The organism is Corynebacterium sp. CNCTC7651 (genome assembly GCF_021496665.1).
Taxonomy (GTDB): domain Bacteria; phylum Actinomycetota; class Actinomycetes; order Mycobacteriales; family Mycobacteriaceae; genus Corynebacterium.
In genome coordinates this window covers 822,391-848,438 of record NZ_CP071246.1, presented here as the reverse complement: position 1 = coordinate 848,438, position 26,048 = coordinate 822,391, and the positions used below count along the sequence as shown (strand labels likewise).

Genomic DNA, 26,048 nt, shown 5'->3' with positions numbered 1-26,048 from the left:
CTCCCCCGAGCTACTTCCCCGTGTTCAGCTCCCCGGCGATCTCCGCCTCCACCTCGTCGCAGGCGGGGCAATCCCGGGCCAGCAGGTCGGAGGTGTCCGTCTCCAAAATGTTGGTCAAAAACTGCTTGATGCCGTCCACGCTCACTACCTCGAGGCCGTCGAACACCAGGCGGCGCACCACCTCGACGTGGTCGGGGGCGGCTTCGATAAGGCGCTGCATGCCATCGTCGGTAAGCGTAATCAGCACCCCGCGCGCGTCGTCCGGGCACGGGCCCTTGGTTACCAGCCCGCGCTTCTCCATGCGGGTGACCAGGTGCGATGCGCGAGAACGGTCCCAGGACAGGGTGCTGCACAGGTCGCGCAGACGGCACTGGTGGTCCTCGGCTTCAGAGAGCGTCACCATCACGGCGAACTCGGACGAGGAGAGGTTCGCGTTGCTCTGCAGCGCATCATCGATCGTGCGCGTGACCTTGCCCCCGGCGGCCAGCATGAGCCGCCAGAGTGCCTGCTCATCGTCCGTGAGCCAGTTCGCCGTTTTCGCCATGCCAGGAATATATCACCGCACGTCGCGCGCTTACCTGCTACCGGTCTTAAGATCCTCGATAGCAAACCGCCGCGCGGCATCCACCCGGTCGAAGCGCTGCGGGTAGCACGTGAGCACGAGTACCTGAGCACGCTTCCCCACCTCCTCGAACAGGAGATTCATGCGGATCAGGCGCTCGGGGTCGGTGGCGCCAAGCGCGTCATCCACAATCACCGGCACCGGCGCGGTCCCGCCGCTTGCGGTCACCACATCCGCAATGGCGAAGCGGGTGAGAATGGCCAGCTGCTCCTTCGCGCCGCCGGAGAGATCCGCGACCGGAATCGGCGTGCCGTCAACAGTGCGCTGCGTGATATCCAGCGCGTCGCCGAAGCCGAAATCCACGCTCGGCCCGTAGATCATGCGCGCATGAGTGCGCAATGCCTCATTGAACGGGGCCGCGTACCTCGCGCGCGCCGCGTCCCGGTGCGCAACCATCGTGTCCCGCAGCAGTTTCGCAGCCTCCGCGCGGCGCGTCATGCTCGCCAGCGCGGCCTCCGCCGCCTCTAGCGCCGCCTTCGCACGGTCCGCGCGCTCCGCCGCACCCGCCGCCAGCTCAATGCGCGCCGAAAGCTCCGTGATCCTGGTCCGCGCATCCGCGTGCCGCTTCTCCAGGCTGACCACGCGGTTCGCGGCGCCGTCCGCCAGCTTCTGCGCCAGCTCCGGCTCCGCAGCCGCAGACGCCGCAGCCAACTCATCCGCCTCCGCCTTCGCGCCGGCCACCGCCACGCGCGCGGCCTCCAGCGCCGCCTTCAGCGTCTCCCGCGGGGCACTCGCCTCCGCCGCCTCCAGCTCGGCCGCAGCCCCCTTCGCCTCCGCCGCCTTGGCCTCCGACAGGATCTCCGCGCGCGTCAGCGCCTGCGCCGCCGGCCGCTCCAGGTACGGGCGCAGCGCGGCCTCAGCCTGCTCCAACTCCCGCTCGGCGCCGGCCAGGGCAGCTTCCTGCTTATCGACGTTCCCCTCACCGCCCTCAACCCCCGAAAGCTCAGCCGCCAGCGCCTCCACCTCGCGCTCCAGCCCGGCCCGCTGCGCCCGCAGCGCCGCCACATCCTTGCCGCCGAGCAGATCGTCCCTGCGCTGGCGCGCTGCAGCCAACTTGGCCGCGTGCTCCGCGTGCACGTCGCGCAAACGCCGCGCCTCCTCGACGCTGTCGCACCGCACGCGTTCAAGCAGTTCCGCTAGCGTCCGCTCCGCTTTCTCCAGCGCGTCCCCGGCGGCCGCATCGCCGCCGCTACCAACCCGCCCGGCGCGGAACACCACGGTGTACTCGCCCAGGGCGACCTCGGTGCCGTCGTACACAGCCAGGGTGGCTGGGGTCTCGCTTAAGGGTTGCTCGGTGCCGTCGATAAGCGCGGAAGCCCCGGCGGGACCGGTGACCTCGAGCTTTGCCGCGGCGGCCTCGCGCAGGGTGCGTTGGAGGGTGACCTCGGTGGCGGCAGCGTCGAGAGCGCGGATGTCCTTGTCGGTGATGGGGCGCTCGGGCGCGGATTCGAGCAGCGCCGCGTACTCCGCGTCCGCCTTCTCGGCGCGCCCCAACGCCTCGACCGCATCCGCGAGCGCCTCCTTGGCCCGCGCCAGCTCGCGGACACGGCCGGCGCGGCGCGGCGCCTCGCGCGCAGTCTCCACCGCGGTCTTGGCGGCATCGCGCGCGGCGGTGAGTTCCGCAATCTTCGCCTCCTCCGCCTCCGCAGCCTCGCGCGCGGGGGCGACGCGCTGGGCCAACTCTGCGGCCTGCTTCGCCGCCTCGGCCGCGCGCTCCCGCACCGCGTCCCGCCCGGCCAAGTCCTTCTCCGCCCGCTCCAGCGTGACCAGTTCTCGCGCCAAGCGCTCCGCCGCGGCCTGCGCGCGCTCCTTCAGCGCCGCTGCCTCGGCAGCCTCCGCCGCACGCAGCGCCGCATCCTCGCGCGCATCCGGCAGTTCGGCCTGCGCCGCGCGGGCCTGCTCCTCCTGCCGCGCGTACTCATCCACGTACCCGGCCAGCGCCGCAACCTGCGCCGCGTGCTGCTGGTGCTCCTCGCGCGCCGCGTCCACGGCCTTGATCACGGCATCATACTGCGCGCGCGGCTTCTCCCCGGAGGTGAAGTATCGCGCGTACTCGCGCTCCACCGCGGCCATCAGCTCGGTGTCCTCCGCTCCCCCGCCGTCCCCGGCCGCCGCGTCGAGGGCCTTGCTTATCGACGGTATCCCAGCCGCCGCAATCCCCACGTCCAACTGGCCTTGCCTGAGAAACAGCGTGGCAGCCAGCTCGCGGTCCAGGTTGTCGTCCAGGATGCGCTCCAGCGCATCATCCGCTTCTCGCCCGGTGAGCTTCTGCGCGCGCGGCGCGGTGATGGTGAGGACGGACTGCGGCGATTTTAACCAGCGCTTGTGGATGGTGAAGGTGGTCTCCCCCACCGTCGCGGTCAGCTCCACCTCCGGCCCCACGTCCCGTCCCACCGGCGCGCACGCCTTGACCTCTTTCTTCTTCGAGCTGTGCCGCTCCCGCAGCACCAGGTCGATCGCGTCCGTGATGGTGGACTTGCCCGCCTCGTTGCAGCCGTGGATGACAATCACGCCGGTGTCCGGCAGGTCCGCCATCTCAAGGCGCTCGATGCCGCGGAAATTCTGCACGGTCAGGGAATGGATGCGCATGTGTTTAACCTTCCTTGGACAGGCGGTAGAGCAGGTTGACCGCGTCGCGGGCGGCCGGGTCGGAGCCGTCGGCGGCGTGGGCGACAAGCTCGTGCATCGCCTCGCGCGCATAGCCCGCCAGCGGCAGGTTCTCCAGCTCCTCATCGCTGGGGGCCAGCCGCAGGTCGAAGAGCCGCTCGCGCTCGTACAACGCCGCGAACACCGGCTCCAGCGCCGCCAGCTCCCGCTGCAGCTCCGCGTTCGCTTCCAGCCCCAGCGTGCCCGTGATCGCGTACTTCACCACCGTGCGCGCCTTGTCCGGGTACTCCCGCAAGTCCGCCACCAGCCGCGCAACGTCTTCCGCGCCCGCGACCTCCCACGCGCGCGCCTCAAACGTCCACGCCCCCGTTGGCACCTTCTCCACCTGCACGGTTGCTTGGAGCCCTTGCTTTTCGACGCTCACCACCAGCGCATTGCCCGAATCAACCTCACCGCCGCCGGAGTCCCGCTCGAAGTAGTCCGTCGTCTCCGGAGAGCCGGAGAACCACACTCGGCCGCTCCCGCCGAGCGACTGCGTGGAGTGCGTATCCCCCAGCGCCACGTAATCCACCGTGCCGTTCTCCAGCGCAGCCTCCAGGCACGGAAGGTTGATCAGCGCCGCCGTTTCCTCCTTGCCGTAGCCCTCCACCTGGCCGTGGCCCACCAGCACGCGGATGTGCTCCGTCGGCTCCAGGTCCCTAATGGCCAGGCTGCACAAGTCCTCCGACGGGTACTTGGTGGTCAACGGCGCGGCAACAATCTCCACGCCCCCGCGCACCGTGATCGGCTCCGAGCTACCCAACACGTGCACCCCCTCGATGCCCTCCGCGGAGGCGAAGATGGAATCCGCAACCAGCGGGTCGTGGTTGCCCGGCAACAAGTACACCGGGACCGGCAGGGCGCGCAGCGCCTCCAGCGCGCGACCCAGCGTGGCGCGTTCCAGCGCGTTGTGCTCGAACACGTCGCCCGCCACCACAATGAATTCCGCCCCGCGCTCGGTAGCCAGGGCACCAATGCGTTCGATGGCGCGGAGCCTGCTGTCGTCGAAACGCGATTGCGCCTCGGCCGGGAGGAAGCTCCTGGTCATGCCGATCTGCAAGTCGGAGGTGTGGATGAAGGTTACCGCGTGCGCCATGCCTTCAATCTACTGCCCGTCAATGAGCATGTCGTAGAGCTTCTCAATGTCGGACACCGCGAACATCTGGTCGATGTTGGTGAAGCTCACCGTGCCCATGGCGGTGCGCAAAAGCTGCAGGTCAGAATCGTCGATCATCGGGGCGACCTTGGGATTCGGCAGCTCCGGCAAGTCGCGCCCGGACCAGAAGTAGGGCGAGCCCTTCTCCGCGTTCTCAGCGGCCAGAGCGTGGGCTCCGCGGCGCAGCGTCTCCTCCACCACCCGCGAGTTCAGGTCCCGCATGGCAAAGACCAGCGAGGGCTGCTTGTCCACCCGCCCCGCAACAACCTCCGCCAGCGCCACCGCGTGCTTGCACACCCGGGACGAGTCCGGGCAGTCGCAGTAAAAGTGCACCTCATTGGCCTTGGCGCCCAGCATGACGTCTAAGAACGGGTCCGGGAAGTCGCCGCGGTCCGCTCGCACTTGGCCGCCCGGCATGAGCGCCAACTCCCGCACCGCCGCGCGCAGCTCCTCCGGCGTGCGCCGCGGCAGCAGCAGCCCAGCCACAAAGGGCTCGTTCTGGCTGCCGGCTACGCGCCCCTCCACGCCGCCGGTGCGGAAGCGCAGGTCCATCACGTGTCCGTGCGCGGCATACGCGTGCCCGCGCTTCGCACGCGCCACGTCCGTCTGGCGCACCGCCGCGTTCAAGATCCGCATCGCCGCCGGCGACAGGCTCGCCGCCGTCACCTCGATCTGCGGCAAACCCGTCTCTGCGGCGGTGTACACGCGCCGCTTGGCGCCGAAGTTGGCGTAGATGACGTTGTCCTCGCCGCCGCGCACGCCCTTAGCCATGGTCCCCCCTAAAGCTGATCAAGCGGGCCAGGTCCTCCGTATTCAGCTCGGTGATCCAGCCCTCGCCCTCGCCAACCACGCCGGCGAGCTGCATCTTGCCGTCCAGCACGTCCTGGATGGATTCCTCCATCGTGCCGCGCGTAATCATCTTGTACACGGTCACGTCCCGCTCTTGGCCGATGCGGTAGGCGCGGTCCGTCGCCTGGTTCTCCACCGCCGGGTTCCACCACCTATCCATATGCACCACGATGGAGGCCGCGGTCAGGTTCAATCCCGTGCCGCCCGCCTTCAGGCTGAGCAGCATCGCCGGCGGCCCGCCCGCGGCCTGGAAGCGCTGCACCATCGCGTCACGCCCGGACTTGCCCACCCCGCCGTGCAGGAAGGGGATGTCCTCGCCCAAGTAGTCGCTCAAGTACGGCTGCAAGATGTCGCCGAACGCCTTGTACTGGGTAAATATCAGCACGCGCTGGTCGCTGACCGCGGCGCGGTCCAGGATCTCTATCAGCCGCTCCACCTTGCCGGAGCGGTGCTTCCCGTTCACCGTCACCGGTGAGCCGTCACCCAGGTAGTGCGCCGGGTGGTTACAAATCTGCTTGATGCGCGTGATGGTGGAAAGCACCAGCCCCTTGCGCGCCATGCCCTCGCGCGACTGCAGCTCCGCCTGCATCGTGTCCACCAACGCCTTGTACAGCGCCGCCTGCTCCGCGGTCATGTCCACGGTGATCACGTGCTCGGCCTTCTCCGGCAAATCGTCGATAATCGCCGGGTCCGTCTTCAACCTGCGCAGGATGAACGGCGCGGTGAGCCGCTGCAGCCGCTGCCCCATCTCCTCCGCCAGCTCCACGTCGCGCTGCGATTCAATCGCCTTGGCAAAGTGGTTGCGGAAAAACGTTTGCGAGCCCAAGATCCCCGGGTTCACAAAATCCAGCAGGTTGCGCAGCTCCGCCAGCTTGTTCTCAATCGGGGTGCCGGTCAGCGCAATGCGGTGCCGCGCCGGCAGGGCGCGCACGCTCTTGGATGACCTGGTGCCCGCGTTCTTGATCGCCTGCGCCTCATCCAGCACCACGTGGTCCCACTGCACCATCGCCAGATCATCCACGTCACGGTTGGCCACGCCGTAAGAAGTGACAACCAGGTCGGCGTCCAAGCAGGCGTCGACAAGCTCCTGCCCGTGCAAGCGCCGCGAACCGTGGTGCACCAGCACCCGCATCCCTGGCACGAACCTGCCTGCCTCCCGCGCCCAGTTCCCCACCACCGAGGTGGGTGCAACAACAAGTGTGGGGCTTTGGCGCTTATCGACGTTCCTTTCAACCGCCAAAAGCGTCAACAACTGCAGCGTTTTGCCCAGGCCCATGTCGTCTGCCAACACGGCGCCCAAGTTGTTGCGGGACATGAAGTAGAGCCAATCCACGCCGCGGCGCTGGTAGTCGCGCAGGTTGGCCTTCACGGTGTCGGGGATGTCCACGCGCTCGGGGGCGGGGCGATCTGTGCCGTCGATGAGCGAGGTGAACCAGGTGGAGCCGGTGAACTCGATGTTTTCCGGCAAGCCGACCTCGCCCGACTCCGCCGCGGACTCAAGCGCTAGCTGGCGCAGCTCACCCGCGGTGACGGCGCCGTCCTCCTCTTCCCGGTTGCGCAGGCGCTGCATGTACTTGGCGGTGCGGGCGATCTCCGCCTTATCCGCCAGCACCCACTCGCCGCGCAGCTTCACCAGGCCGGACTTGGAGTTGACCAGCTCCGTCATCTCCTCTTCCGTCAGCTCCACGCCGCCGACGGACACCCGCCAGTCATACTGCATCAACGTGTCAAAGCCCAGGCGGGTCACCGTGCTGGAATTGTACGGGTTCTCCTGGCGGGTGACGTTGAGTTTGGAGCGCGTCTCCGCGCTCGCCCACGCGCGCGGCAGCATGACGGTGAAACCGGCGCCGCGCAGCTTGGATGCCTCGTAGGTGACAAAATCCCCCATCTCATCCAACGTGAGGTAGACGTCCCAGTCCCCGTCCTCGCTCGACTCCGGGACGTGCGTGGGGCGCGGGTGCATCGCCGGATTGACCAGGCTGGTGATGGTGGATGCGCGCGTGAGCTCCTGGCGCAGCTTCTGCGCCGTCTGGCCGTCAAAGTCGAACTGGCGCACCGGGCGGGGCGAATCCGTGCCGGAGCGCACCTGGATACGTACCGGCCATACGGTTGCTGCGTTGCGGTCCGCGTCGCTGACCACCTGCGCGGTCAGCTCCGTATCCGGCGGCGTGGTGGCCTCCGAGGGCTCCGCCACAATGAACACCAGCTGCAGGTTCACCGCGGTAATGGAGCCGTTCCACTGCCCCACTCGGCGCGCCAGCGCTGCATCGCCGCGGCGCAGCGGTGCGCCGGTGAGCAGGGAGTTCACAAAATCATGCGGCGCGTGGGTGCGATCTGCCTCCAAGACGCCCGCGGTGCGCAGCCGGGCGGAAGCGATCCAATGCGTGAGCGTGGTGGCCATGTCTTCCCCCAGACCGGGGTTGTTGGCAATAAGCACGCCCGGTGCCACCGCCAGCATCTCCGCCAACCATCCGCGCTCCGCTACGCCCGTGCCCAGCTGCCACTGGGCGTACCACTGGTCCTCCCGCTTGGGCACGTGGATGCTCACGCGCCCGGCGCGGATGAACTGGGTCAGACCCGCGTACATGCGGATCAGCCAGTACAGATCCGGCGCGATCGCCTCGCGCTGCGCGGCCGTGGCTGCCGGGGAGGGCGAATCCAAGAACTCCAGGCTGGCAAGAAAGCGCACGGCATCTTCCGGCGCCAGCGCCGCTGTCGGCGCGCCGAGGCTGACCTGCTTGCCCTTCGGCGTCTGGAGGCGAATGTTGGCGCGGCGGCGGAACGTCGCTTCCTCTAAAAGCGAGTGCGCCGCAGCCGGGAACGTGCCTGCCGGGACCTTCTGCATGGTGATAATGCGGTGCCCCTCTACCTGCTCAACCCACAGGTTGAGGCCGGACTCAGGGAGCCACAGGCCGTGCAGCAGGTATTTAGGCATACCCACCCTTATACCATTTGAAGTCTTAAGCCTCCCTTTGAAGAACGCTCCCGCCAACGCAACCTCATTCCGCTAGAGCTCCATGGGGCTCTAGCCCATGCAGTACGCTCAATGCGTTCGTGCAAAAGGAGAGACCGTGACTGAGAATTTCTGGCTTGTGCTGGCCATTGTGTTGTACTTCGGCGTGATGGTGTCCATCGGCTTCTATTCGTGGCTGCAAACCAAGAAGTATGACGACTATGTGTTGGGCGACCGCGGCCTCAACCCGCTCGTGGCCGGCCTTTCCGCCGGCGCGTCCGACATGAGCGGCTGGCTGCTCATGGGCCTGCCCGGCGCCCTGTTCGTCTCCGGCATGAGTGAGCTGTGGATTGTCATCGGCCTTTTCATCGGCACCTGGGCCAACTGGAAGTGGGTGGCGCCGCGCCTGCGCTCCTACACCGAGGTGTCCAACAACTCCATCACCCTGCCCAGCTTCTTTGAAAACCGCACGCGGGATACCTCCCACATCCTCCGCTTCGCCGCGGCCGTGATCATCATCTTCTTCTTCACGTTCTACGTCTCCTCCGGCATGGTCTCCGGCGGCCGGTACTACGAGTCCACCTTCGGCGGCGATTACATGACCGGCATGCTCATCGTCGGCTCCATCACCGTGCTGTACACCTTCATCGGCGGCTTCCTCGCCGTGAGCTACACGGACGTAGTGCAGGGCGGCCTGATGTTCCTGGCCCTGATCATCGTGCCAATCATGGCGCTGTTCGCCCTGGATAACCCGGGCGACATCTTCACCTGGGCCACCGACAACGCCTACGGCCCGCACCCGGACGGCAACGCCACATACTTCAACATGGTCGCGGGCGTCTCCGCCGCCACCATCATCGGCAACCTCGCGTGGGGCCTGGGCTACTTCGGCCAGCCGCACATTGTCACCCGCTTCATGGCGCTGCGCTCCCCCGCGGAGGCCGCCTCCGCCCGCCGCACCGGCATGATCTGGGTGGCTATCTGCTACGTCGGCGCCATCTTCACCGCGCTCGTCTCCACCGTCTACTTCTCCCAGAACACCGCCACCGTCACGGACCAGACCAACTTCGAGACCATCTTCCTGGACCTCTCGCGCCTGATGTTCCACCCGCTGATCGCCGGCATCATCCTCACCGCAGTACTCGCCGCGATCATGTCCACCATGTCCTCCCAGCTGCTGATCACCTCCTCCGCGCTCATCGAGGACCTCTACCGCATCTTCAACAAAACCCCCTCCCAGACCACCCTGCTGGTGCTGTCCCGCACCATGGTCGTCCTCGTCGCCGTCGTCGCCATGTTCCTGGCCGTCAACCCCTCCGACACCATCCTCGGCCTCGTCGGCTTCGCCTGGGCCGGCTTCGGCGCGGCGTTCGGCCCCGTCGTGCTGGCGTCCCTGTACTGGAAGCGCCTCACCGCGCCGGGCGCCATCGCCGGCATGATCGTCGGCGCGCTGACTGTGTTCATCTGGGGTTCCGTCCCGGCCACCTCCGCGATGATCTACGAGATCGTCCCCGGCGTCATCTTCGCCACCATCGCCATGGTCGCTGTTTCCCTGTTCACGCAGCCGAAGCCGGGGGTTGCCCAGGAGTTCGACCGCGCCGTGGCCATCACCGATTACGCCCTGGCACACCCGGACTCCACCTTCCGCGACGCACTCGAGGGAACCGCGGCCGCCCGCCCAGCGTCTAACTAAGGTGTGAGAACGTACTTAACACTGCTACTTATCTGCACCCTCGCCATCGCCCCGTTCCCGACGGGGCTTTTGCGTATCGACGTCCCCTCGACCCCAACCCGCTACACCATCCTGGGCTACGACCGCGCGAGCGCCTTCGGCCCCGGCTGGGCGCCATTGCCAGGCGGTTGCGACACCCGCACCGCCGCCATGTCCCACGCCTGGGGCGGGGTACCCTGCACCGCACCCCTGTACGCCTGGGACGTGCAGCCGATTGCGGACCCTTACACCGGCCGGCCAATCATGCCCACCGACGTGGAGCTGGACCACCTCTTCCCCCTCGCCGCCGCGTGGGACATGGGCGCCTACACCTGGCCGCGCGACAAGCGCCTCGCTTTCGCCAACGACCCAGCCAACCTGGTTGTCACCTCCACCGCCGCCAACCAGGCCAAATCGGACCAGCTGCCCTCCGAGTGGCTGCCGCCCGATTGGCGCGCCCGTTGCGCCTACTCCCGCCAGCTCGCCCACGTCGCCGCGAAGTATGCGCTCCCCCTCCCCGCCGCCGACCAGCGCGCCATGCGCCGCTCCTGCGCGGGGCTCAAAGCCCTTGCTTCACGACGTTCCCTTTAACCCCGCCGACCAGCCCCGTCGCAGGCTCCTCGCCGCCCGCCGACCAGCCCGCCCAGCCCCTCCGCTCAGGGGCATATGTTTAAGTCGATAGGTTCAGGGGCATAACTGCTGGTCTCAGTCTTAACGGTCACGTGTCTACAATTTTCTGCATAAAATTCCTACCGGCAGTTATCGACGTAAATCCATCGACCTAAACATATGCCCCTGAGCCCCGGCCCGGGCACTTGTCCGAACGCAGAGCTCGACCGCCCTTACGTTAGCCAGAGCAAACCTTATCCGTGCCGTAGAGTAAGGGGACATGATCACATTTTTCACCTTCATTCACGTCGCCGCGGCGATCATACTCCTCGGCCCCGTGATGGTGGCCACCTCCATGTTCCCGGCTGAGGCAGTGCGCGCTCGCCAAGGCGGCGAGGAGTCCACCGGCCGCGCATCTGTCCTCCACCGCATCACCAAAACCTACGGTCTGATCTCCGTGCTCGTGCCACTGCTCGGTGGCGTGATCCTGGCGGTCGACTGGCCAAGCTACAAGTCCAACTACTGGCTGCACACCGCAATCATCCTTTCCGTGATCGCTTGGGCCCTGCTGTTCTTCATGGTCATCCCGCAGCAGCGCAAGATCATGGGTTCCCTTGGCGCGCTTGACCCGGCGGACGCAGACCCGTCCGACGTTGCAGGCAACTTTGAGAAGGCGAAGGCCACCGCAGCAGCCGGCGCAGGCATCTTCAACCTGCTCTGGTTCCTGGTGCTCATCCTCATGTTCCTGCCGTCCCCGGCCTAACACGCCCGCAGCGCTTTTAAGCCCCTGTTCACCACGATGTGAACAGGGGCTTTGTCATGCCGGCCCAGCGCCGAAGCGCCAGAGCACCCAGAGCCTAGAGGCGGATGAACTTGGAAACCTGGCTCAGCAGGCCCAGGATCGGCAGCACCACAGTGAAAATAATGGCGACAATCTGTCCCACCGACTTACCGGTGCCGCCGACGGTCTCGCCGTTCGAGGAGCTGGAGGAGCCTTCGAAGCCCAGCTTCGTCTTCACGCCATCGACCAGGCCGTCAACCAGACCCGCCTCGTCCACACCCGCGGCGCCCTTGATGGCAGCTTCGATCTGCGCCTGGGTGAGCTTCTTGCTGTCATTCAGCGTGGTGGCCCACATGTAGTCCTTGGCGGGAATGCGAACCGGGCCGATCTGGACCCAACCGGCCTTGCCCAGCTCATCCGGGCCGCGGGAGACAATGCCCACTAGGCCCTTGCCCTCCACAAAGATCGGGCCGCCGGAGTCGCCCGCGCGCGAGGCAGCGGTGCTTCGCACAGTGAAGTGCTCATCAGTTGCGGCGAAGAAGGTGCCGCAGCTGGTGTTCTTGGTACCCGTGTGAGAGGTCTCGCCGTGGTAGCAGACCTTGTCCCCGCGCGTCATACTGGAAACTTTGAGCACGGTGTCGCCGGAGTACGGGTTGCCGCCCAGCTTCACGCCCGGATCCCACTCGATCGTCGCGATGTCGTTGGACCACATACCGTCGAAGTTCTTGGAGTGGCGCAGCGTACCCATCGGCTGGGACAGGTTGACTCCGTAGGTGGCGCCCGGGACGCTGCGGTCGACCAGGCTCACGCGTGCACCGTCCCTACCGCAGTGTGCAGCCGTGTAGCTCACACCCTTCGCGGCGTCGTTGTATCCAATGGTGCAGGTCAGACCACTATCAAGGAAGAGGGCATCACCCTGGGTAGGAACGGTGGGAACTGCAGCGATGGCCTGCAGCGGGTTAGCCAGGATAGCTGCGGTGCCGAGAGCGGCAACGAGCGCGCGGGAACGCTTCATAGTCAAGGTCTTTCTGCTGAGGGAAACTCGACGGGGAAAGCGTAACCCACAGCTGCCTTTAATGTTCAGGAATTTGCATCTGTCTACCTCACCCGCCATTTCCTCGGTGATCTGCGCAAACACCGAGACCTAGGACCCGAAGCCCAGACCACGAAAACGTCATCCGCAAGGCGCTTTTTCGGACCCTGCCCCTCGGGTCCTGCCCCTCGGTGTCTAGGTCTCGGCATCTGGGTCCCCCCACCTCACCGGCGCAGCCCCGACACCTGCACACCACGAACAAACCCTCGCTCCAAGTGGAGCGAGGGTTGAGCTTCTTGCTTATCGACGTTCACTACGCCGACCTAGCAGCGCAAACGCCTAGTAGCGGTCCCGGTCCCTGCCGCCACGGTACCCACCACGATCGCCGCGATCTCCGCGGCCACCGCGGTCGTCCCGGCCGCCACGATCATCGCGGTCGCGGTTCCAGCCACCACGGCCGCCGCGGTCGTCCCGGCCGCCACGTCCACCTCGGTCGAAATCACGGTCGCGGTCACGCCCGCCACGGTAACCACCTCGATCGCCACGGTCGCCGCGATCAAAATCCCGGTCACGGTCCCCGCGGTAACCGCCACGGCCACCGCGATCCCCACGGTCGCCGCGATCAAAATCGCGGTCGCGGCCACCACGGTAACCACCGCGGCCACCGCGGTCGAAGTCGCGGTCACGGCCACCGCGGCCGCCGGACGGCGCACCGTGGTCGCGCTGAATGTTGATCAGCTGGCCGGAGATGCGGGTGTCCTCCAGGCGGTCCAGCACGGACTGGTCCAGGTTCTTCGGCAGCTCCACTAGGGTGAAGTCGCTGCCGATGGTGATGCGGCCGAAGTCCTTGGAGTTCAGGCCGCCCTCGTTAGCCAGCGCGCCAACGATGGCACCCGGGCGCACGTGCTGGCGCTTGCCAACGTCCAGGCGGTAGGTGTCAAAGTTCTCGTCGTTGTGCTCGAAGCGGCCGCGGCCGCCGCGATCACCACGGTCCCCGCGATCGTCGAAACGCCCGCGGCGGTCCCCACGCTCGCGGTCGCGGCGGTCCTCGCGGTCAAAGCGCTCACGGTCGCGGCGGTCGCGCTTGTCCTTCGGCGGCTCCTTCATCAGGAACTCGTCGCCGGCCTGGGCCTGGGTGGCCAGCGCGGCGGCGATGTCGTCCATCGGCACGTTGTTGGCGGAGGAGTACTCGCGCACCATGGCCTTGAACACCTGCAGGTCGCTGGCCTCGAGGGACTCGGTGATGGAGTCCATGAACTTGGCCTTGCGGCTCTCGTTCACTTCGTCGACAGTCGGCAGCTCCATCTCCTCGATGGTCGCGTTGGTCACGCGCTCGATGGAGCGAAGCATGCGGCGCTCGCGCGGGGTGACAAACAGGATGGCCTCGCCGGTGCGGCCCGCGCGGCCAGTGCGGCCGATGCGGTGCACGTAGCTTTCCGTGTCGTTCGGGATGTCGTAGTTCAGCACGTGGCTGATGCGCTCCACGTCCAAACCGCGGGCGGCAACGTCGGTAGCAACCAGGATGTCCAAGCGGCCGTCCCGAAGCTGGTCCACTGTGCGCTCACGCTGCGCCTGAGCAATGTCGCCATTGATGGCGGCGGCGGAGAACCCGCGGGCGCGGAGCTTCTCCGCAATTTCCTCGGTCTCCTGCTTGGTGCGCACGAACACGATCATCGCCTCAAACTCCGTCACCTCGAGGATGCGGGTGATGGCGTCCAGCTTGTTGCGGTGCGCGGTGTACAGGTAGCGCTGGGTGATGTTGGTGTTGGTGCGGGTCTCGCTCTTCACCGTCACCTCAACCGGATCGTTGAGGTACTGCTTGGAAATGCGGCGGATCGCGCCCGGCATGGTCGCGGAGAACAGGGCAACCTGCTTCTCATCCGGCGTATCTTCCAGGATGCGCTCCACATCCTCCTGGAAGCCCATGTTCAGCATCTCGTCCGCCTCGTCCAGCACCAGGAAGCGCAGGCTGGAGATGTCCAGCGAACCCTTCTCCAGGTGGTCGATCACGCGGCCCGGGGTACCCACAATCACCTGCGCACCGCGGCGCAGGCCGGACAGCTGGATGCCGTACGCCTGGCCGCCGTAGATCGGCAGGATGTGGATGCCGCCCAGGTTGTCGGCGAAGGATTGGAAGGAGTCAGACACCTGCAGCGCCAGCTCACGTGTCGGCGCCAGCACCAGCGCCTGCGGGTAGCGCTTGGACGGATCGATCTGGCTCAGCACCGGCAGCGCAAACGCCGCGGTCTTACCCGTACCCGTCTGCGCGAGGCCGACCACGTCGCGGCCCTCCATCAGCAGGGGGATCGTCTGCGCCTGAATCGGCGACGGCTGCTCAAAGCCAACCCGTTTCACAGCCTCCAGCACGCGCTCCGGCAGGCCGAGGTTGTCAAAGCCGTTGCCCTCTTCTTCGGGCTCTTGCTTTTCGACGTCCGCTTCCGCCAGCTCCCCAGCTTCAGCCTCCGGTGCTTCTGCTTCAGGCGCGGCAGGTTCCGGCTCCTCGGCCGGCTCCTCGGCAGGCATCTCAGCCGGATCTTCCGCCGGCGTATCTTCAGTCGCGCCGACCACGTCGGCGAGGCTCAAAATCGTGTTCTCTTCAGTTTCGGCAGTGGCCGCGAATTCCTCCGCAGCGCCGGTCTCCTCAGAAACCCCCGCATCCCTGGTGTCCTCAGCTGCAGCCTCAGCGGCTGCGACATCCTGCGGGTTGTCCTGATTTTCCGACGTATTCATGTCCGGCTCAAATTCGCCGCCGGTGGCGTTCTCGGAAATAGTCATTGCCGCCCCAGCGTACGCTACATGCGCGGTGATCTGCTATTTCGCTTATCGACGTTCGCCCAAGAACCATCCCGCAATCCCCAGCAGGCGAGAAGCCTGCGCGCCGCGGCACAGCGGCGCGCTAATATACGAGCGTCTATAAAAACCTAGCCAACAGGGGCATTCCGCTATGTCATCCCCCACTGCCAGCACCACCACCGCTGGAACCGCACCACGCAGAGCAACAACGCCGCGGAGGGGGTTGACGCACCGCCACATCCACTTCATCGCCCTCGGCTCCGCCATCGGCACCGGCCTGTTCTACGGTTCCGCCGGCGCAATCCAGGCGGCTGGCCCCTCGGTCTTGCTGGTGTACCTGCTCGGCGGCGCGGTGGTGTACTTCATGCTCCGCGCTCTGGGTGAGATGAGCGTGCGCCACCCCGTCCGCGGGTCCTTCGCCGTGTACTGTCGCGAGCACCTCGGCGGCCTGGGCGGCTACATCACGGGCTGGATGTTCGCGTTCGAGATGATGATTGTCTGTTTGGCGGACCTCACCGCCATCGGCATCTACATGAAGTTCTGGTTCCCCGAAACGGCGAGCTGGGTGTGGATCACGGTCACGCTGCTCATCATCGGCGCCGCCAACTTGGCCAGCGTGCGCTGGTTCGGCGAGCTGGAGTTCGCGTTCACCTTGATCAAGGTCGCGGCTGTGGTGGCCATGATCATCGGCGGCGCGGCCATCCTCGCGTTCAACCTGGGCGATCCGGGCACCCACACCGGCATTGACAACCTGTGGAACGACGGCGGTTTCTTCCCCAACGGCCCCCAGGGCATGATCGCCGCGTTCATCCTCGTGCTCTTCGCGTTCGGCGGCACGGAAATCATCGGTGTCGCCGGCACAGAGGCGGACGACCCGGACCGCGCCATCCCCAAAGCCGTGAACACCGTCCCGGCGCGCATCCTCATCTTCTACGTGCTGGCAATCCTGATCATTCTCATCCTCAACCCGTGGCGCACCATCACCGGTGAGGAATCCCCCTTCGTCCAAATCTTCACCACCCTGGGCGTGAACTGGGCGGCGGGCTTGCTCAACGTCGTCGTCATCACCGCGGCGCTCTCCGCCATCAACGCCGATCTCTTCGGCACCGGCCGCGTCCTCACCGGCCTGGCCAAGGAAGGCCTCGCCCCGCGCGCCATGGCCAAGACCATCCGGGACATCCCCGTCATGACAACGGTGTCCCTGCTCATCGTCCTCATCGTCGGCGTGGCCCTCAACGCCGCGTTCCCCAACGTGTTCGAGACCATCGCGGCGCTGGCAACCTTCGCCACCGTCTTCGTCTGGCTCATGATCCTGCTGGCGCACCTTGCTTCCAGGCGCCACATGACACCCCAGCAGGTGCAGAACCTGCGGTTCCCGGTCCCCTTCTGGCCCTACGGCCAGTACTTCGCCGTCGCGTTCATCCTGTTCACGTTCGGCATCATGGCGTGGCTGCCGCAGTACCACCTGGCCCTCGCGGTGGGGGTGGGCTTCACCATCCTGATGACCGCGCTGTACTTCCTCACCGGCCGCCCGAAGGCCATGGCGCAAGCCCCGGCTGTGCACGAACGGAAATAATCGGGCACTGACCGGAAATAGTCGGACCAATGGCGTAAACTCGGGTTTGCAAATCAAGAGACACCCCGCTACCCAGCGAAAGGGAGACTTCACATGCAGACCCCAGAACCCAACCTCCACCCGGCACCCGTCACTCCCGGCACCAAGGTCGTGCTCATCGGCGCAGGCGCCGTCGGCATCGCCTACGCCTACGCCATCCTCAACCAGGGCCTGACGGACCACCTGGCAATCATCGACCTCAACGAGGAGCTCACCTGGGCACAGGTTGAGGACCTGTCCCACTCCGTCCCGTTCTCCGGCAACAACATCAAGGTCACCGTCGGCACCTACGAGGACTGCCGCGATGCCGCCCTCATCGTCAACTGCGCCGGCGTTGCCCAGCGCGAGGGTGAGACCCGCCTGGACCTAGTCGCCCGCAACGTGAAGATCTTCGACTCCATCAACTCCCCGTGCTCACCTACGTCACCTGGAAGCAGACCGGCCTGCCGTCCAACCAGGTCATCGGCTCCGGCACCGTGCTGGACACCGCCCGCTGGCGCCACAACCTGGGCAAGCACTTCAACCTCGCCCCGTCCGCGGTCCACAACTACATCATCGGCGAGCACGGCGATTCTGAGCTGCCTGTCATCTCCACCGGCACCGTCGCCGGCGTCCCGCTGGCTTCCATGCTGGAGAAGGAGGCAGAGCACGATCCGGAGATCTACGACAAGATCGATGAGCTCTTTGTCAAGACCCGCGACGCCGCCTACGACATCATCAAGCGCAAGGGCAACACCTCCTTCGGCATCGGCTCCGCGCTTGCCCGCATCACCCGCGCAATCCTGCGCAACGAGGATGTGGCCCTGCCGGTCTCCGCACTGCTCCAAGGCGAGTACGCGCTCCAGGACATCTACATCGGCACCCCCACCATCCTCAACCGCCACGGCGTGCGCAACGTTGTGGAGCTGCGCCTCTCCGAGGAGGAGTACGAGAAGTTCGCCTCCTCCGCCAAGACCCTGCGCGAGGTAGTCGAGTCCACCGGTCTCACCGACTAGGTCCGGAGCTTCCCCCGAAAGCCCCCTCCGCGGGGCTTTTCGCTTTTCGACGATTGATTTCAGCCGGACACCTACAATGAGCCCCATGCCTAAACAGATCGACGTCGTCGGAGCTGTCCTCGTGAAGGACGGTCTTGTCCTCGCAGCGCAACGCGGGCCGGGAATGTCGATGGCCGGCATGTGGGAATTTCCCGGCGGCAGGATTGAGCCCGGCGAGACCCCTGAGGAGTCACTCGCCCGCGAGCTTCTCGAAGAACTTGGCATTCGCGTCGAGGTCGGAAACCACGTCGTCACCACAAGCCACGAGTACGACTTCGGCATCGTGAACCTCTCCACCTACTACTGCACCTTGCTCGACGTAACCCCAGCCGCTGTCGAGCATGCAGAAATCCGCTGGGTGGCGCCCGCTGATCTCGGCAACCTCGAGTGGGCACCCGCCGACGTGGAAGCGGTAGGAATGCTGCAACAGATCGGATGCCAATGACAAGCAGGGCAAACGAAGCTCTCCCCGAAGGTGTTTATGAAACCGCTGTAACGCGGAGGATCCGAGAGCGCATCGCTGCCACTGAGAATGCGGATCCTTTCACACGGAGTCGAATCGCGCCCGTAGACGAAGACCTGCAGGAACGCTATACGGAGGCGATCACTCGGGTAATTGCTGAACACCTCGCGCAGAAGCTGTCTCGGACTAAAACTCCTCTCGAACGAGTTGGACTCATTAATGCCCTCGCTCAACTCATCGATCCAGATGATGCCGTGGAGTCAGAAGAGTTGTTGTATGCGGTATACAAAACGGGCCTAGGTGATCCTCCGGCGATCCTTCCGACCCCACTTACCGGTGCGTCCCTTTTGACTAACGCGAATAATGACCTCAGCATGGCCGCAGAAATCAAACGTGAGATCCGCACCGCAGACAGCGTCGATCTCTTGTGCGCTTTCATTAAAAACTCCGGCATCTCAGTTATCCGCGATCAACTCGAATACTTGCGTGACAACCAGATTCCCCTCCGCGTAATTACTTCGACATATTGCGGCGCGTCGGAGATTCAGGCAATCAACCGCCTCGTCGAGGAGTTCGGCGCGCAAGTTAAAGTGGGCTACGAATCGCAAGACACCAGATTGCATGCGAAAGCTTGGCTCTTCAGGCGAAACTCCGGTTTTGATACCGCCTACATCGGCAGCTCCAATCTTTCGAGTTCCGCGCTAATCGACGGTGTCGAGTGGAACGTTCGGGCTTCGCGAACAGCGGCACCGGCGATTCTGAACAAGTTTGAGGCGGTCTTCGATACGTATTGGAAGGACAGCCACTACCCCTCGTATGTGCCGTCGCAAGACCAGGCCCGTCTAAAGCAGTCACTTCAGATTGCGAAGCGCGGAACTGAATACGGCATCGAACTTTCAGGGTTGCGCGTGGAACCGTTCCCCTATCAAGATGCGATGCTTGAAGCTCTAGCGGCCGAGCGCCGCATGCACGGCCGCCACCGAAACCTCATTGTCGCCGCTACGGGTACTGGTAAGACAGTCGTCGCAGCCCTTGATTACCGACGCATGGTCGAGGAATCCAAAAGGTATCCAACTCTTCTCTTCGTTGCGCACCGCAACGAGCTACTCAAACAGGCCGTTCGCACATACAGAGAGGTGCTGCAAGATCCAAATTTTGGAGAGCGCCTCGACGGCTATACCTCGCCCTCACAAGGAACTCAAGTCTTCGCCACAATCCAGAGTCTCAGCAAAGTGCTCGACAGTTTCGCACCGGACCATTTCGACATCGTTGTTATCGATGAGTTCCACCACGCAGAAGCCTCGACGTACCGAAAACTGTTGGACTACGTCCAACCAGCCGAGCTCCTCGGGCTAACAGCGACACCAGAACGGGGCGACGGTATCAACGTCCAGAGTTTCTTCAACTATCGCGTTGCGTATGAGCTGAGGTTGTGGGATGCCCTCCAACTCGGGCTCGTCGCGCCAATGCACTACTACGGTGTTAACGACGAAACTGACCTGAGCGATGTGAAGTGGTCACGCACTAGTAAAGCCTACAACGTTGCGGACCTGAGCGAGTTTTACATCAAGTTAGGAGATTCCCGTGTTCGCCTCGTACTCAACGAGTTGCGGAAACGCCAGTTTGACCTCGATGAGGTAAAGGCGCTGGGCTTTTGCGTCAGCATTGACCACGCGGAATACATGGCAAATCGCTTTTCGGCTTTCGGGGTACCCTCAGCAGCAATAACTTCGAGAACGGATTGGAGCGTACGCGAAAAAGCCATCACTGATTTGAGGCACGGCACGTTGAAAGCGCTGTTTACAGTCGACCTTTTCAACGAAGGTGTGGACATCCCAGAAGTCAATACTCTCCTAATGCTCCGCCCCACAGAAAGTCCGATCGTTTTCCTGCAGCAACTGGGCCGAGGTTTGAGGAAGCGTCCTGGCAAGGTGTGCACAGTTCTAGATTTCATAGGAGAGCAGCACAAGTTGTTCGACTTCCATGCCAGATTCTCCGCACTAGTAGGAAAAAGAGGAACTCATCTGGCTCGTGAGGTAGAGGACGAGTTCCCAAATCTCCCAGGAGGATCAAGCATCCAGCTTGACCGCGTGACTCAAGAGCGAGTTCTTCGTAACATCCGTCAACTAGCGAACCCGGATATCAGGAAGGTTCGGTCACTTGTCGAGCAGGAAGCTACGACTAACCTGTCTCAGTTCTTGGCGAATACCGGCCTTCAAATAGAAGACATCTACCGCAATCGGAAACAAGGTGGTTGGACTCGGCTACTTCGGACTTCAAATGTTGTGGGGACAGTTCCACCGAACGAGCTCGAGGACTTTCTTCTAGGGCGCCTGAGGTCATTTCTCCACGTAGATGACCCGGTCCGCGCTGATGCATACGCCAGTCTGGTTGCGCCTGGCGCAGCGCCCTACTCGTCTCTTAGTGAATGTGATCGTGCATTCGCGCGCATGCTCGTAATTCAGTTCTTCGGCCGCCTGGCCAACATTCAACCACCTACAGATTGGGATGCGGCACTGGAATTAATTAGAGCGGTTCCGTCCATCGCAGACGAGCTTTCTGAGATTTTCAGTTACCAACTTGACCGCGCCGCGTACACGCCCTTACCTCTTTCTGGACCTGGCCAGGGCGTACTCTTCACACATGCCCACTACTCAGTGGGCGAGATGACAGCAGCTTTGAGCCAAAATGACCTCCCCACGCTGCTTAACATCCCAAGGGAGGGCGAAACTTTTATTTCGGACTCGTCAACCGTATTAATTTTCGTGACTCTCGAAAAAGACGCTCGAAACTTCAACGAAAATCGCAGATATAAGGATTACCCGACCTCGGCGGATTCATTCCACTGGATCTCGCCTGCGACCGTTTCTCTTACTTCCAAGAAGGCGGAGCGCTACCTCAACGGGGCTACTCTTGGAATTACAAATTTGCTGAGTGTCCGAACTGAAAGGAACTCCAGCATAGGAACAGCGAATGCTTACCAGCTTCTCGGACAAGTTGATCCAAAGTCCCACACAGGGGAAAAGCCAATTCAAATCGACTGGGCTCTTCGCAGACCGATGCCTGCCGAACTGTTCGCAAAGCAGAGAGAGGCAATCTAGTAATCAAGTTTGCTAAGAACTTCAGCGATGACCGCAGCCACGAAATACCCAAGCATGACTGGAACCGCATTGCCAATCATCTGCTCGTTGTCAGTCTGAGCTGCGCCCATTCGAAAATCCTTTGGAAACGTTTGAATCTGCTTCCGGAGATTGGTGTCTAGCCGATTCGCCTCTGCCCTAACCGCATTTTCCACTTCGGGAGTCACCTCTTCCAAACCTTTTGTCTCCTTGATGACAAGGTGGTCCGCCGGAATGAACTTGTAGTTTCCCGGCATAGGGCGGTTGACCCCACGAATAGTTGGAGACGGTTCGTGAGACGAGAAGAGGCCCCTCCGTTCGTAGGTCCTAGGATGCCGGTAATAGAGTTCAGGGAAATAGCCGGGTCCGAACCAATCATCGAGCGACGGCGGCAACATCTGCGAACGGGTCTCAAGTGCGCTTTGAAGAACCAGTCCGATCCACTTGGCAAGATATTTATCCTTCGAGCCGATAGCGATGAGTCGCTTTCGCTTCTGCGGTACTCCCAGCTTTGAGGCATCAATCACATATTTTTCAATGTGAAACTGTTCGTCTTGAAGGTGCGCAATCGCTTTTCGATAAGTCGGGAAGCGATCAGCATTAGGTACGTTCTCCATTACGAAAAACGGAGGCGAAAAGTGACTAACCAGTTTTGCGAACTTCATGGTCAGATCCGCATTCTTATCTTCTTCTCGTTTCCCGGCAAGTGAGAAGTCCTGACACGGGGGGCCGCCGATGATAGATGGAAAATTTTCCGGCTCTCCCCAACTACTCAATTCGGAAATGCATTCGTCGAGGTCTTTGAGATCTAGCAACTTCGCATGGTCACCTACGTTCATGTTGTAAGTCGAAATAGCTTTATCCCAATAGTCATAGCCAGCTAGGATTTCGAAACCCGCGGTCTGGAAACCAAGAGACAATCCCCCACATCCGCAGAACAAGTCCACAACCTTATGGTCTAGACTCTTGTGGGATTCCTTTAGTTTGGTCTCCCATTCATCCACGTCATCAGGCAAAGTGCCGATAATCTTATTCGCGATATCGAAACCTGCATCACCCTGTTTCGAGAACCAGCGATCTAGGGCGACGCGGCACCTGGATCCACCCTCGGCTCTAGAAGACATACCGAGCGATGTTACACATGAAAGTCGAATATAGGGATTCCACTCTTTCCAGATGACTTCGTGTATCCCTACTTCTTGCTTAACCGTGTCTTCGTTTCGTTCATAAAATCACTGACTAGCAATTGAGACTCTTCCTCATCTAGAGCGATGTCGTCTACAAACGCGAGACGCCGCAGCATTCGACGGGCTGAATCGTCGAAGATGTCTCGGCGCGACACGGAATCATCACCGGAGAAAGTTTCGTTGAGGTCAAGAAGCTGGCGTCCGAAACTCACCATTAGACCGGGATTAGCTCCCAGAGTGTCTGCTCTCTCAAGAAGGTGGTTCAGATCATGTTCATTAAGCTCCATTAGCAGCTCCGGTGCTACCTCGAACTGCACTGCCCTCCACCAATATCTTGCCCAGGTATGCCGTGTCAGATCTGAGCCAATCCACCGGGGCTTGTACCACTCCCCCTCTCGGGCTCCCGCTTTCTTTGCGACTGCAGCCTTCCACCGCCAATGGGTTAAATCTGGCAGCAGAGCCAAAGCGAACCAAGACCACACTTCACGGGAACCTGCTTCGGCCCAACGCATTGGAGCCAGGTCATGGAACCGAGCGACAAAAGCCCGGTCTATGGACCGTGCAGTTTCTCGATCTGGATAGGAAACCTGCTGATAACCATGCCTAGCCTTGAAGCCAAATTGAGAAGCGATTTCCAATAATTCATCGCGCATTTCCTGTAGATCGCTTCGATTGACTCGAGATCCAATTCCGTCAAAGTCGAATTGGTTCGTTCCCAACTCAATCTTTGGACCTGCATCTAGCTGGACCTCAGAAAAAACCTCCTCCGCTTGATTTCGGGACATTCTCGGCCATATCAGAGGGCTATTCATTAAAATTGCCTCCCGACACCCAATGTCCTAGCCATGGCTTCGAATTGTGCGCGAGCTAGTGCCAGCTGCGAAGGGTCCGTGAGTGAGTCCAACGACACGTCTCCTGTTCTCTTGACCAGGTTCGAGAGGACCTCGCCGACTGATCCGTACTCATAGCCGTCCAACGCCAACTCTCCACTGCTGCGCAATGCGTATGCCAATCGAAGTGTCTCCTCCATAACACCCGCCATTAGATTTTGAAGAATCAAGTTTTGTTCTTTGGTTGGCTTATCGGCTTCCATGGCCTTGATCAGCTTTTCATCACGCTCGTTGACCAGAACCTGAAAGCTTGAGCTAAAGCGATCTTCAAGAACTACGGAGGTCTCTAAGTGCCAGGATGCCTCGATCGGCAGAGTTGTAAGCGCAAAATCTACGACCGACATGGGGAATCCTGACTCGCTAAAGCCAAGTCCAAAGACGCGTCTTTCGGCAAGAAGGATTGAGCCCACTTCGGACGCAACCCATGGGTCAGTTCCCTCGATAGAACTGTTCAGGATCACCGTCGTGCGGAGATCTACTTCACCACTAATTTCGTCACCGTTTAGGTTAGCGATGATCGAGATCGGCTCGTCTCTGATTGCAGATCTGAACACCCGACGTCGGATCTTCGTGGAGCTACTCATCCATGAAACGCTAACGCCAATCTCGGCCGTATTTGGAAGACCAGATTGAGAAAGGAGAGTAGGCAGATCGATCTCAATACGTCGCGTTAACCGGAATGAAGTGCCTTGCGACCAAGATTCGAATTGATCTGGCAATGGTATCCGTTCATCTCCGGTTTCAAGATGCCAATTCTCTGCCGCCACTACCGCAGGATCCGGAGTTAGGTATGGGGCCTCGATTGCCTTAAACATTCTTCCCCTCGACATAGGTCTTAATTGCTGCACCCGCAACATGTTCGAACCTAGCCTCGATTACTAAACCGGCTACGTTCTCGATCGAAATGCGGTAGTCAGTTGATAGGAGGTCTCCAGTATCCGGGACAAACCAGCCGCGGAACCGTGGTTGGTCGGAGCCAGCAGGCGCAGAGTCCGGCGACTCCCGTCCTCCGTTTGCCAGTTTCACAAATGCGGTGGCCTCCAGGTGAGAACCTGGAGCAACAGAATCACCTATTTGTACTAAATGCCCGGCGTAGGGTCTACCCATTTCAAGCCGGATAGGCTGTTGTCCCAAATCCCTGAAGGACTTTTTCGTTCTGCTCCCTGAGCGACTTGGCCGTGTCGCCGAGGGCTCCGAGGGGTTGCTTGGCTCGATGACCGGCGCGAGGAAATTTCCCAATTCATTTGAAATCTTGCCCAAGCCTTGAACGAGCTTGGACCGGGCCCCCGACCGGGCGGCCACTAACGCATTAGTTTCATTCTCAAGAAAGCTCTTAGCACCGCGAACAATCCCCAGGTTATTCCCCGTCAAACCTGCCGTCGACCAGGCATCATGCGTCGGAGGTTCAGCGGCCGCAAAGGCTTCGTCTGCGAAGGCGCTGCTTCGGAACGTCCCGACGTAGCCAACGTCAGTCGTCGGCATAGGAGCGGCCTTAAAGTAGTCGACAACGAGTTCTGCTTGCCTCATCCTGGCGATATGGCGATACGGGGCATCGATTTCGGAATAGCTCATGATCGAGATGATTGAGGTATCTCGAATAGGGGCTGGTGCCTTGATGACATAGTCAACGGCAAACTCGCCCAGTGAATTCGGAAGGTACTTCTTTAACTCATAATCGGCACCTTGGCGTCGCGCAATGTCGTCCAATGATTTGGCTAGATTGCGAATCACCGGCACAGTGGCCACGTCTGGAAAATCGAGAAGCCGGTCTTCCACGGAAACATTAAACCTGATGCCATGAGGTCTCTGAGCGGTCGTAAACTTCGGCCAAAGATGCCAATAGATGTGGCCGCGTATCCGTTCACCCAGACTTTCCAAGTCGTCATCACCTGACTCCAGTTGGAGATCTGGGGCGATAATCACAATATCGGTGCCGGTTTCATCCTCCTTGAATCCAGGAAGCCCGAGCTCAGCTGAGAGCAATGCTGCATCTTCATCGAGTACCGGATCAGGAACTCCGTCGTTGACGACTCCCCACCAATGGCGGCCGGTAAACCTTCTCCCGTCATGGGAATCAAAGGCATCACTCAGAGCGGCCCCCATGAGACGCCGGTGGGCCCGACCATCTGTCCCATTCTTCGAATCTACCAAGATCCATGAGACGCCGGTGGGCCCGACCATCTGTCCCATTCTTCGAATCTACCAAGATGGCAGATGCGGAACTTATTCGATAGAAGATTCCCTTGCCATAGCCATATGTTCCCCCTCCGAGTTCGGAATCCCTAGCCTCACCCACGTTTCTCATAAATTGAACGAAGTTTGCGACTTCGCCAGAGGTGTTTGAGCGGTCCGATCGAAGGGGCCCACCCAAACCGGTAGTGCCTCGATCAGAAACAATAAGAACTGGTGTTTGTTTGGAGAGGTTTGTAAGGATAGAGCTTTGTTCTTCCGGGAGCGCCGAGGACCCCAGATGCACTCGCCAAGCAGGTGCAAACTCTCCCAGCGTGCGCAGACTAATCGAAAAGCGCACATTAGCACCGGCTCGACGAGCGTCCCATGAGTTCTGCACTGCTTCTCGAACCAGAAT

At 62.2% G+C, this 26,048-nt stretch carries 17 protein-coding genes and 1 pseudogene; 7 read left to right on the top strand and 11 right to left on the bottom strand.

The window, feature by feature from the left end; genetic code table 11:
- Window positions 1-10: 10 nt before the first annotated feature.
- Genes JZY91_RS04120 through JZY91_RS04100 form a run of 5 tightly spaced genes read right to left on the bottom strand, consistent with a single transcriptional unit; the run spans window position 11 to window position 8,208 of the window.
- Window positions 11-544: a MarR family winged helix-turn-helix transcriptional regulator gene (locus JZY91_RS04120; RefSeq protein WP_234948689.1), complete on the bottom strand. Its 534-nt coding sequence runs from the start codon at window positions 542-544 to the stop codon at window positions 11-13.
- 30 nt (window positions 545-574) lie between these two features.
- Window positions 575-3,211, bottom strand: a complete 2,637-nt coding sequence (locus JZY91_RS11740) for an AAA family ATPase (RefSeq protein ID WP_304504134.1) — start codon at window positions 3,209-3,211, stop codon at window positions 575-577.
- Between the two features lie 4 nt (window positions 3,212-3,215).
- Window positions 3,216-4,364 carry a metallophosphoesterase gene (locus JZY91_RS04110; protein WP_234948688.1) on the bottom strand — a complete coding sequence of 383 codons (1,149 nt, stop codon included), beginning with the start codon at window positions 4,362-4,364 and terminating at the stop codon, window positions 3,216-3,218.
- A gap of 9 nt (window positions 4,365-4,373) precedes the next feature.
- On the bottom strand, window positions 4,374-5,195 hold the full coding sequence (locus tag JZY91_RS04105; protein WP_234948687.1) for a hypothetical protein: 822 nt from the start codon (window positions 5,193-5,195) through the stop codon (window positions 4,374-4,376).
- On the bottom strand, window positions 5,188-8,208 hold the full coding sequence (locus tag JZY91_RS04100; RefSeq protein ID WP_234948686.1) for a DEAD/DEAH box helicase: 3,021 nt from the start codon (window positions 8,206-8,208) through the stop codon (window positions 5,188-5,190). Before JZY91_RS04100 ends, JZY91_RS04105 begins: the two co-directional genes overlap by 8 nt.
- Before the next feature lie 136 nt (window positions 8,209-8,344).
- On the opposite strand from JZY91_RS04100, the gene putP reads away from it, so the two are divergent.
- The 3 genes from putP (at window position 8,345) to JZY91_RS04085 (ending at window position 11,309) form a co-directional block, all read left to right on the top strand.
- Window positions 8,345-9,919, top strand: a complete 1,575-nt coding sequence (gene putP / locus JZY91_RS04095; RefSeq protein ID WP_234948685.1) for a sodium/proline symporter PutP — start codon at window positions 8,345-8,347, stop codon at window positions 9,917-9,919.
- A gap of 3 nt (window positions 9,920-9,922) precedes the next feature.
- Window positions 9,923-10,528: an HNH endonuclease family protein gene (locus JZY91_RS04090; protein ID WP_234948684.1), complete on the top strand. Its 606-nt coding sequence runs from the start codon at window positions 9,923-9,925 to the stop codon at window positions 10,526-10,528.
- Window positions 10,529-10,826: 298 nt separating this feature from the next.
- The gene (locus JZY91_RS04085) at window positions 10,827-11,309 is read left to right on the top strand and encodes a DUF2269 domain-containing protein (RefSeq protein WP_234948683.1); all 483 of its coding nucleotides are present in this window, start codon (window positions 10,827-10,829) and stop codon (window positions 11,307-11,309) included.
- Window positions 11,310-11,403: 94 nt separating this feature from the next.
- Here JZY91_RS04085 and JZY91_RS04080 read toward each other — a convergent pair whose 3' ends face one another.
- Window positions 11,404-12,342, bottom strand: coding sequence for a trypsin-like serine protease (locus JZY91_RS04080; RefSeq protein ID WP_234948682.1), 939 nt, complete (start codon window positions 12,340-12,342; stop codon window positions 11,404-11,406).
- A gap of 357 nt (window positions 12,343-12,699) precedes the next feature.
- Complete coding sequence (locus JZY91_RS04075) at window positions 12,700-15,135, bottom strand: DEAD/DEAH box helicase (RefSeq protein WP_234948681.1); 2,436 nt, start codon at window positions 15,133-15,135, stop codon at window positions 12,700-12,702.
- A gap of 169 nt (window positions 15,136-15,304) precedes the next feature.
- Between JZY91_RS04075 and JZY91_RS04070 the strand changes: the two genes are divergently transcribed.
- From JZY91_RS04070 to JZY91_RS04055, 4 genes and pseudogenes are all read left to right on the top strand, one after another.
- Window positions 15,305-16,729: an amino acid permease gene (locus JZY91_RS04070; protein ID WP_234948680.1), complete on the top strand. Its 1,425-nt coding sequence runs from the start codon at window positions 15,305-15,307 to the stop codon at window positions 16,727-16,729.
- 93 nt (window positions 16,730-16,822) lie between these two features.
- Window positions 16,823-17,763: pseudogene (locus JZY91_RS04065) on the top strand (L-lactate dehydrogenase).
- An 85-nt stretch (window positions 17,764-17,848) separates the two neighbouring features.
- A complete protein-coding gene (locus JZY91_RS04060) occupies window positions 17,849-18,247 on the top strand; it encodes a (deoxy)nucleoside triphosphate pyrophosphohydrolase (protein ID WP_234948679.1) in 399 nt (132 codons plus the stop codon).
- Window positions 18,244-21,366: a DUF3427 domain-containing protein gene (locus JZY91_RS04055; protein ID WP_234948678.1), complete on the top strand. Its 3,123-nt coding sequence runs from the start codon at window positions 18,244-18,246 to the stop codon at window positions 21,364-21,366. The genes JZY91_RS04060 and JZY91_RS04055 overlap by 4 nt, the downstream gene beginning before the upstream one ends.
- Here JZY91_RS04055 and JZY91_RS04050 read toward each other — a convergent pair.
- The 4 genes from JZY91_RS04050 to JZY91_RS04035 form a co-directional block, all read right to left on the bottom strand.
- Entirely contained in the window at window positions 21,363-22,508 is a 1,146-nt protein-coding gene (locus JZY91_RS04050) for a DNA cytosine methyltransferase (RefSeq protein WP_234948677.1), read from the bottom strand. The genes JZY91_RS04055 and JZY91_RS04050 overlap by 4 nt on opposite strands.
- Before the next feature lie 68 nt (window positions 22,509-22,576).
- Window positions 22,577-23,356 (bottom strand): hypothetical protein, encoded by a 780-nt coding sequence (locus JZY91_RS04045; protein WP_234948676.1) that lies wholly within the window; start codon window positions 23,354-23,356, stop codon window positions 22,577-22,579.
- 26 nt (window positions 23,357-23,382) lie between these two features.
- A complete protein-coding gene (locus JZY91_RS04040) occupies window positions 23,383-24,228 on the bottom strand; it encodes a hypothetical protein (protein WP_234948675.1) in 846 nt (281 codons plus the stop codon).
- Window positions 24,229-24,268: 40 nt separating this feature from the next.
- On the bottom strand, window positions 24,269-25,651 hold the full coding sequence (locus JZY91_RS04035; RefSeq protein ID WP_234948674.1) for a hypothetical protein: 1,383 nt from the start codon (window positions 25,649-25,651) through the stop codon (window positions 24,269-24,271).
- Window positions 25,652-26,048: the final 397 nt, after the last annotated feature.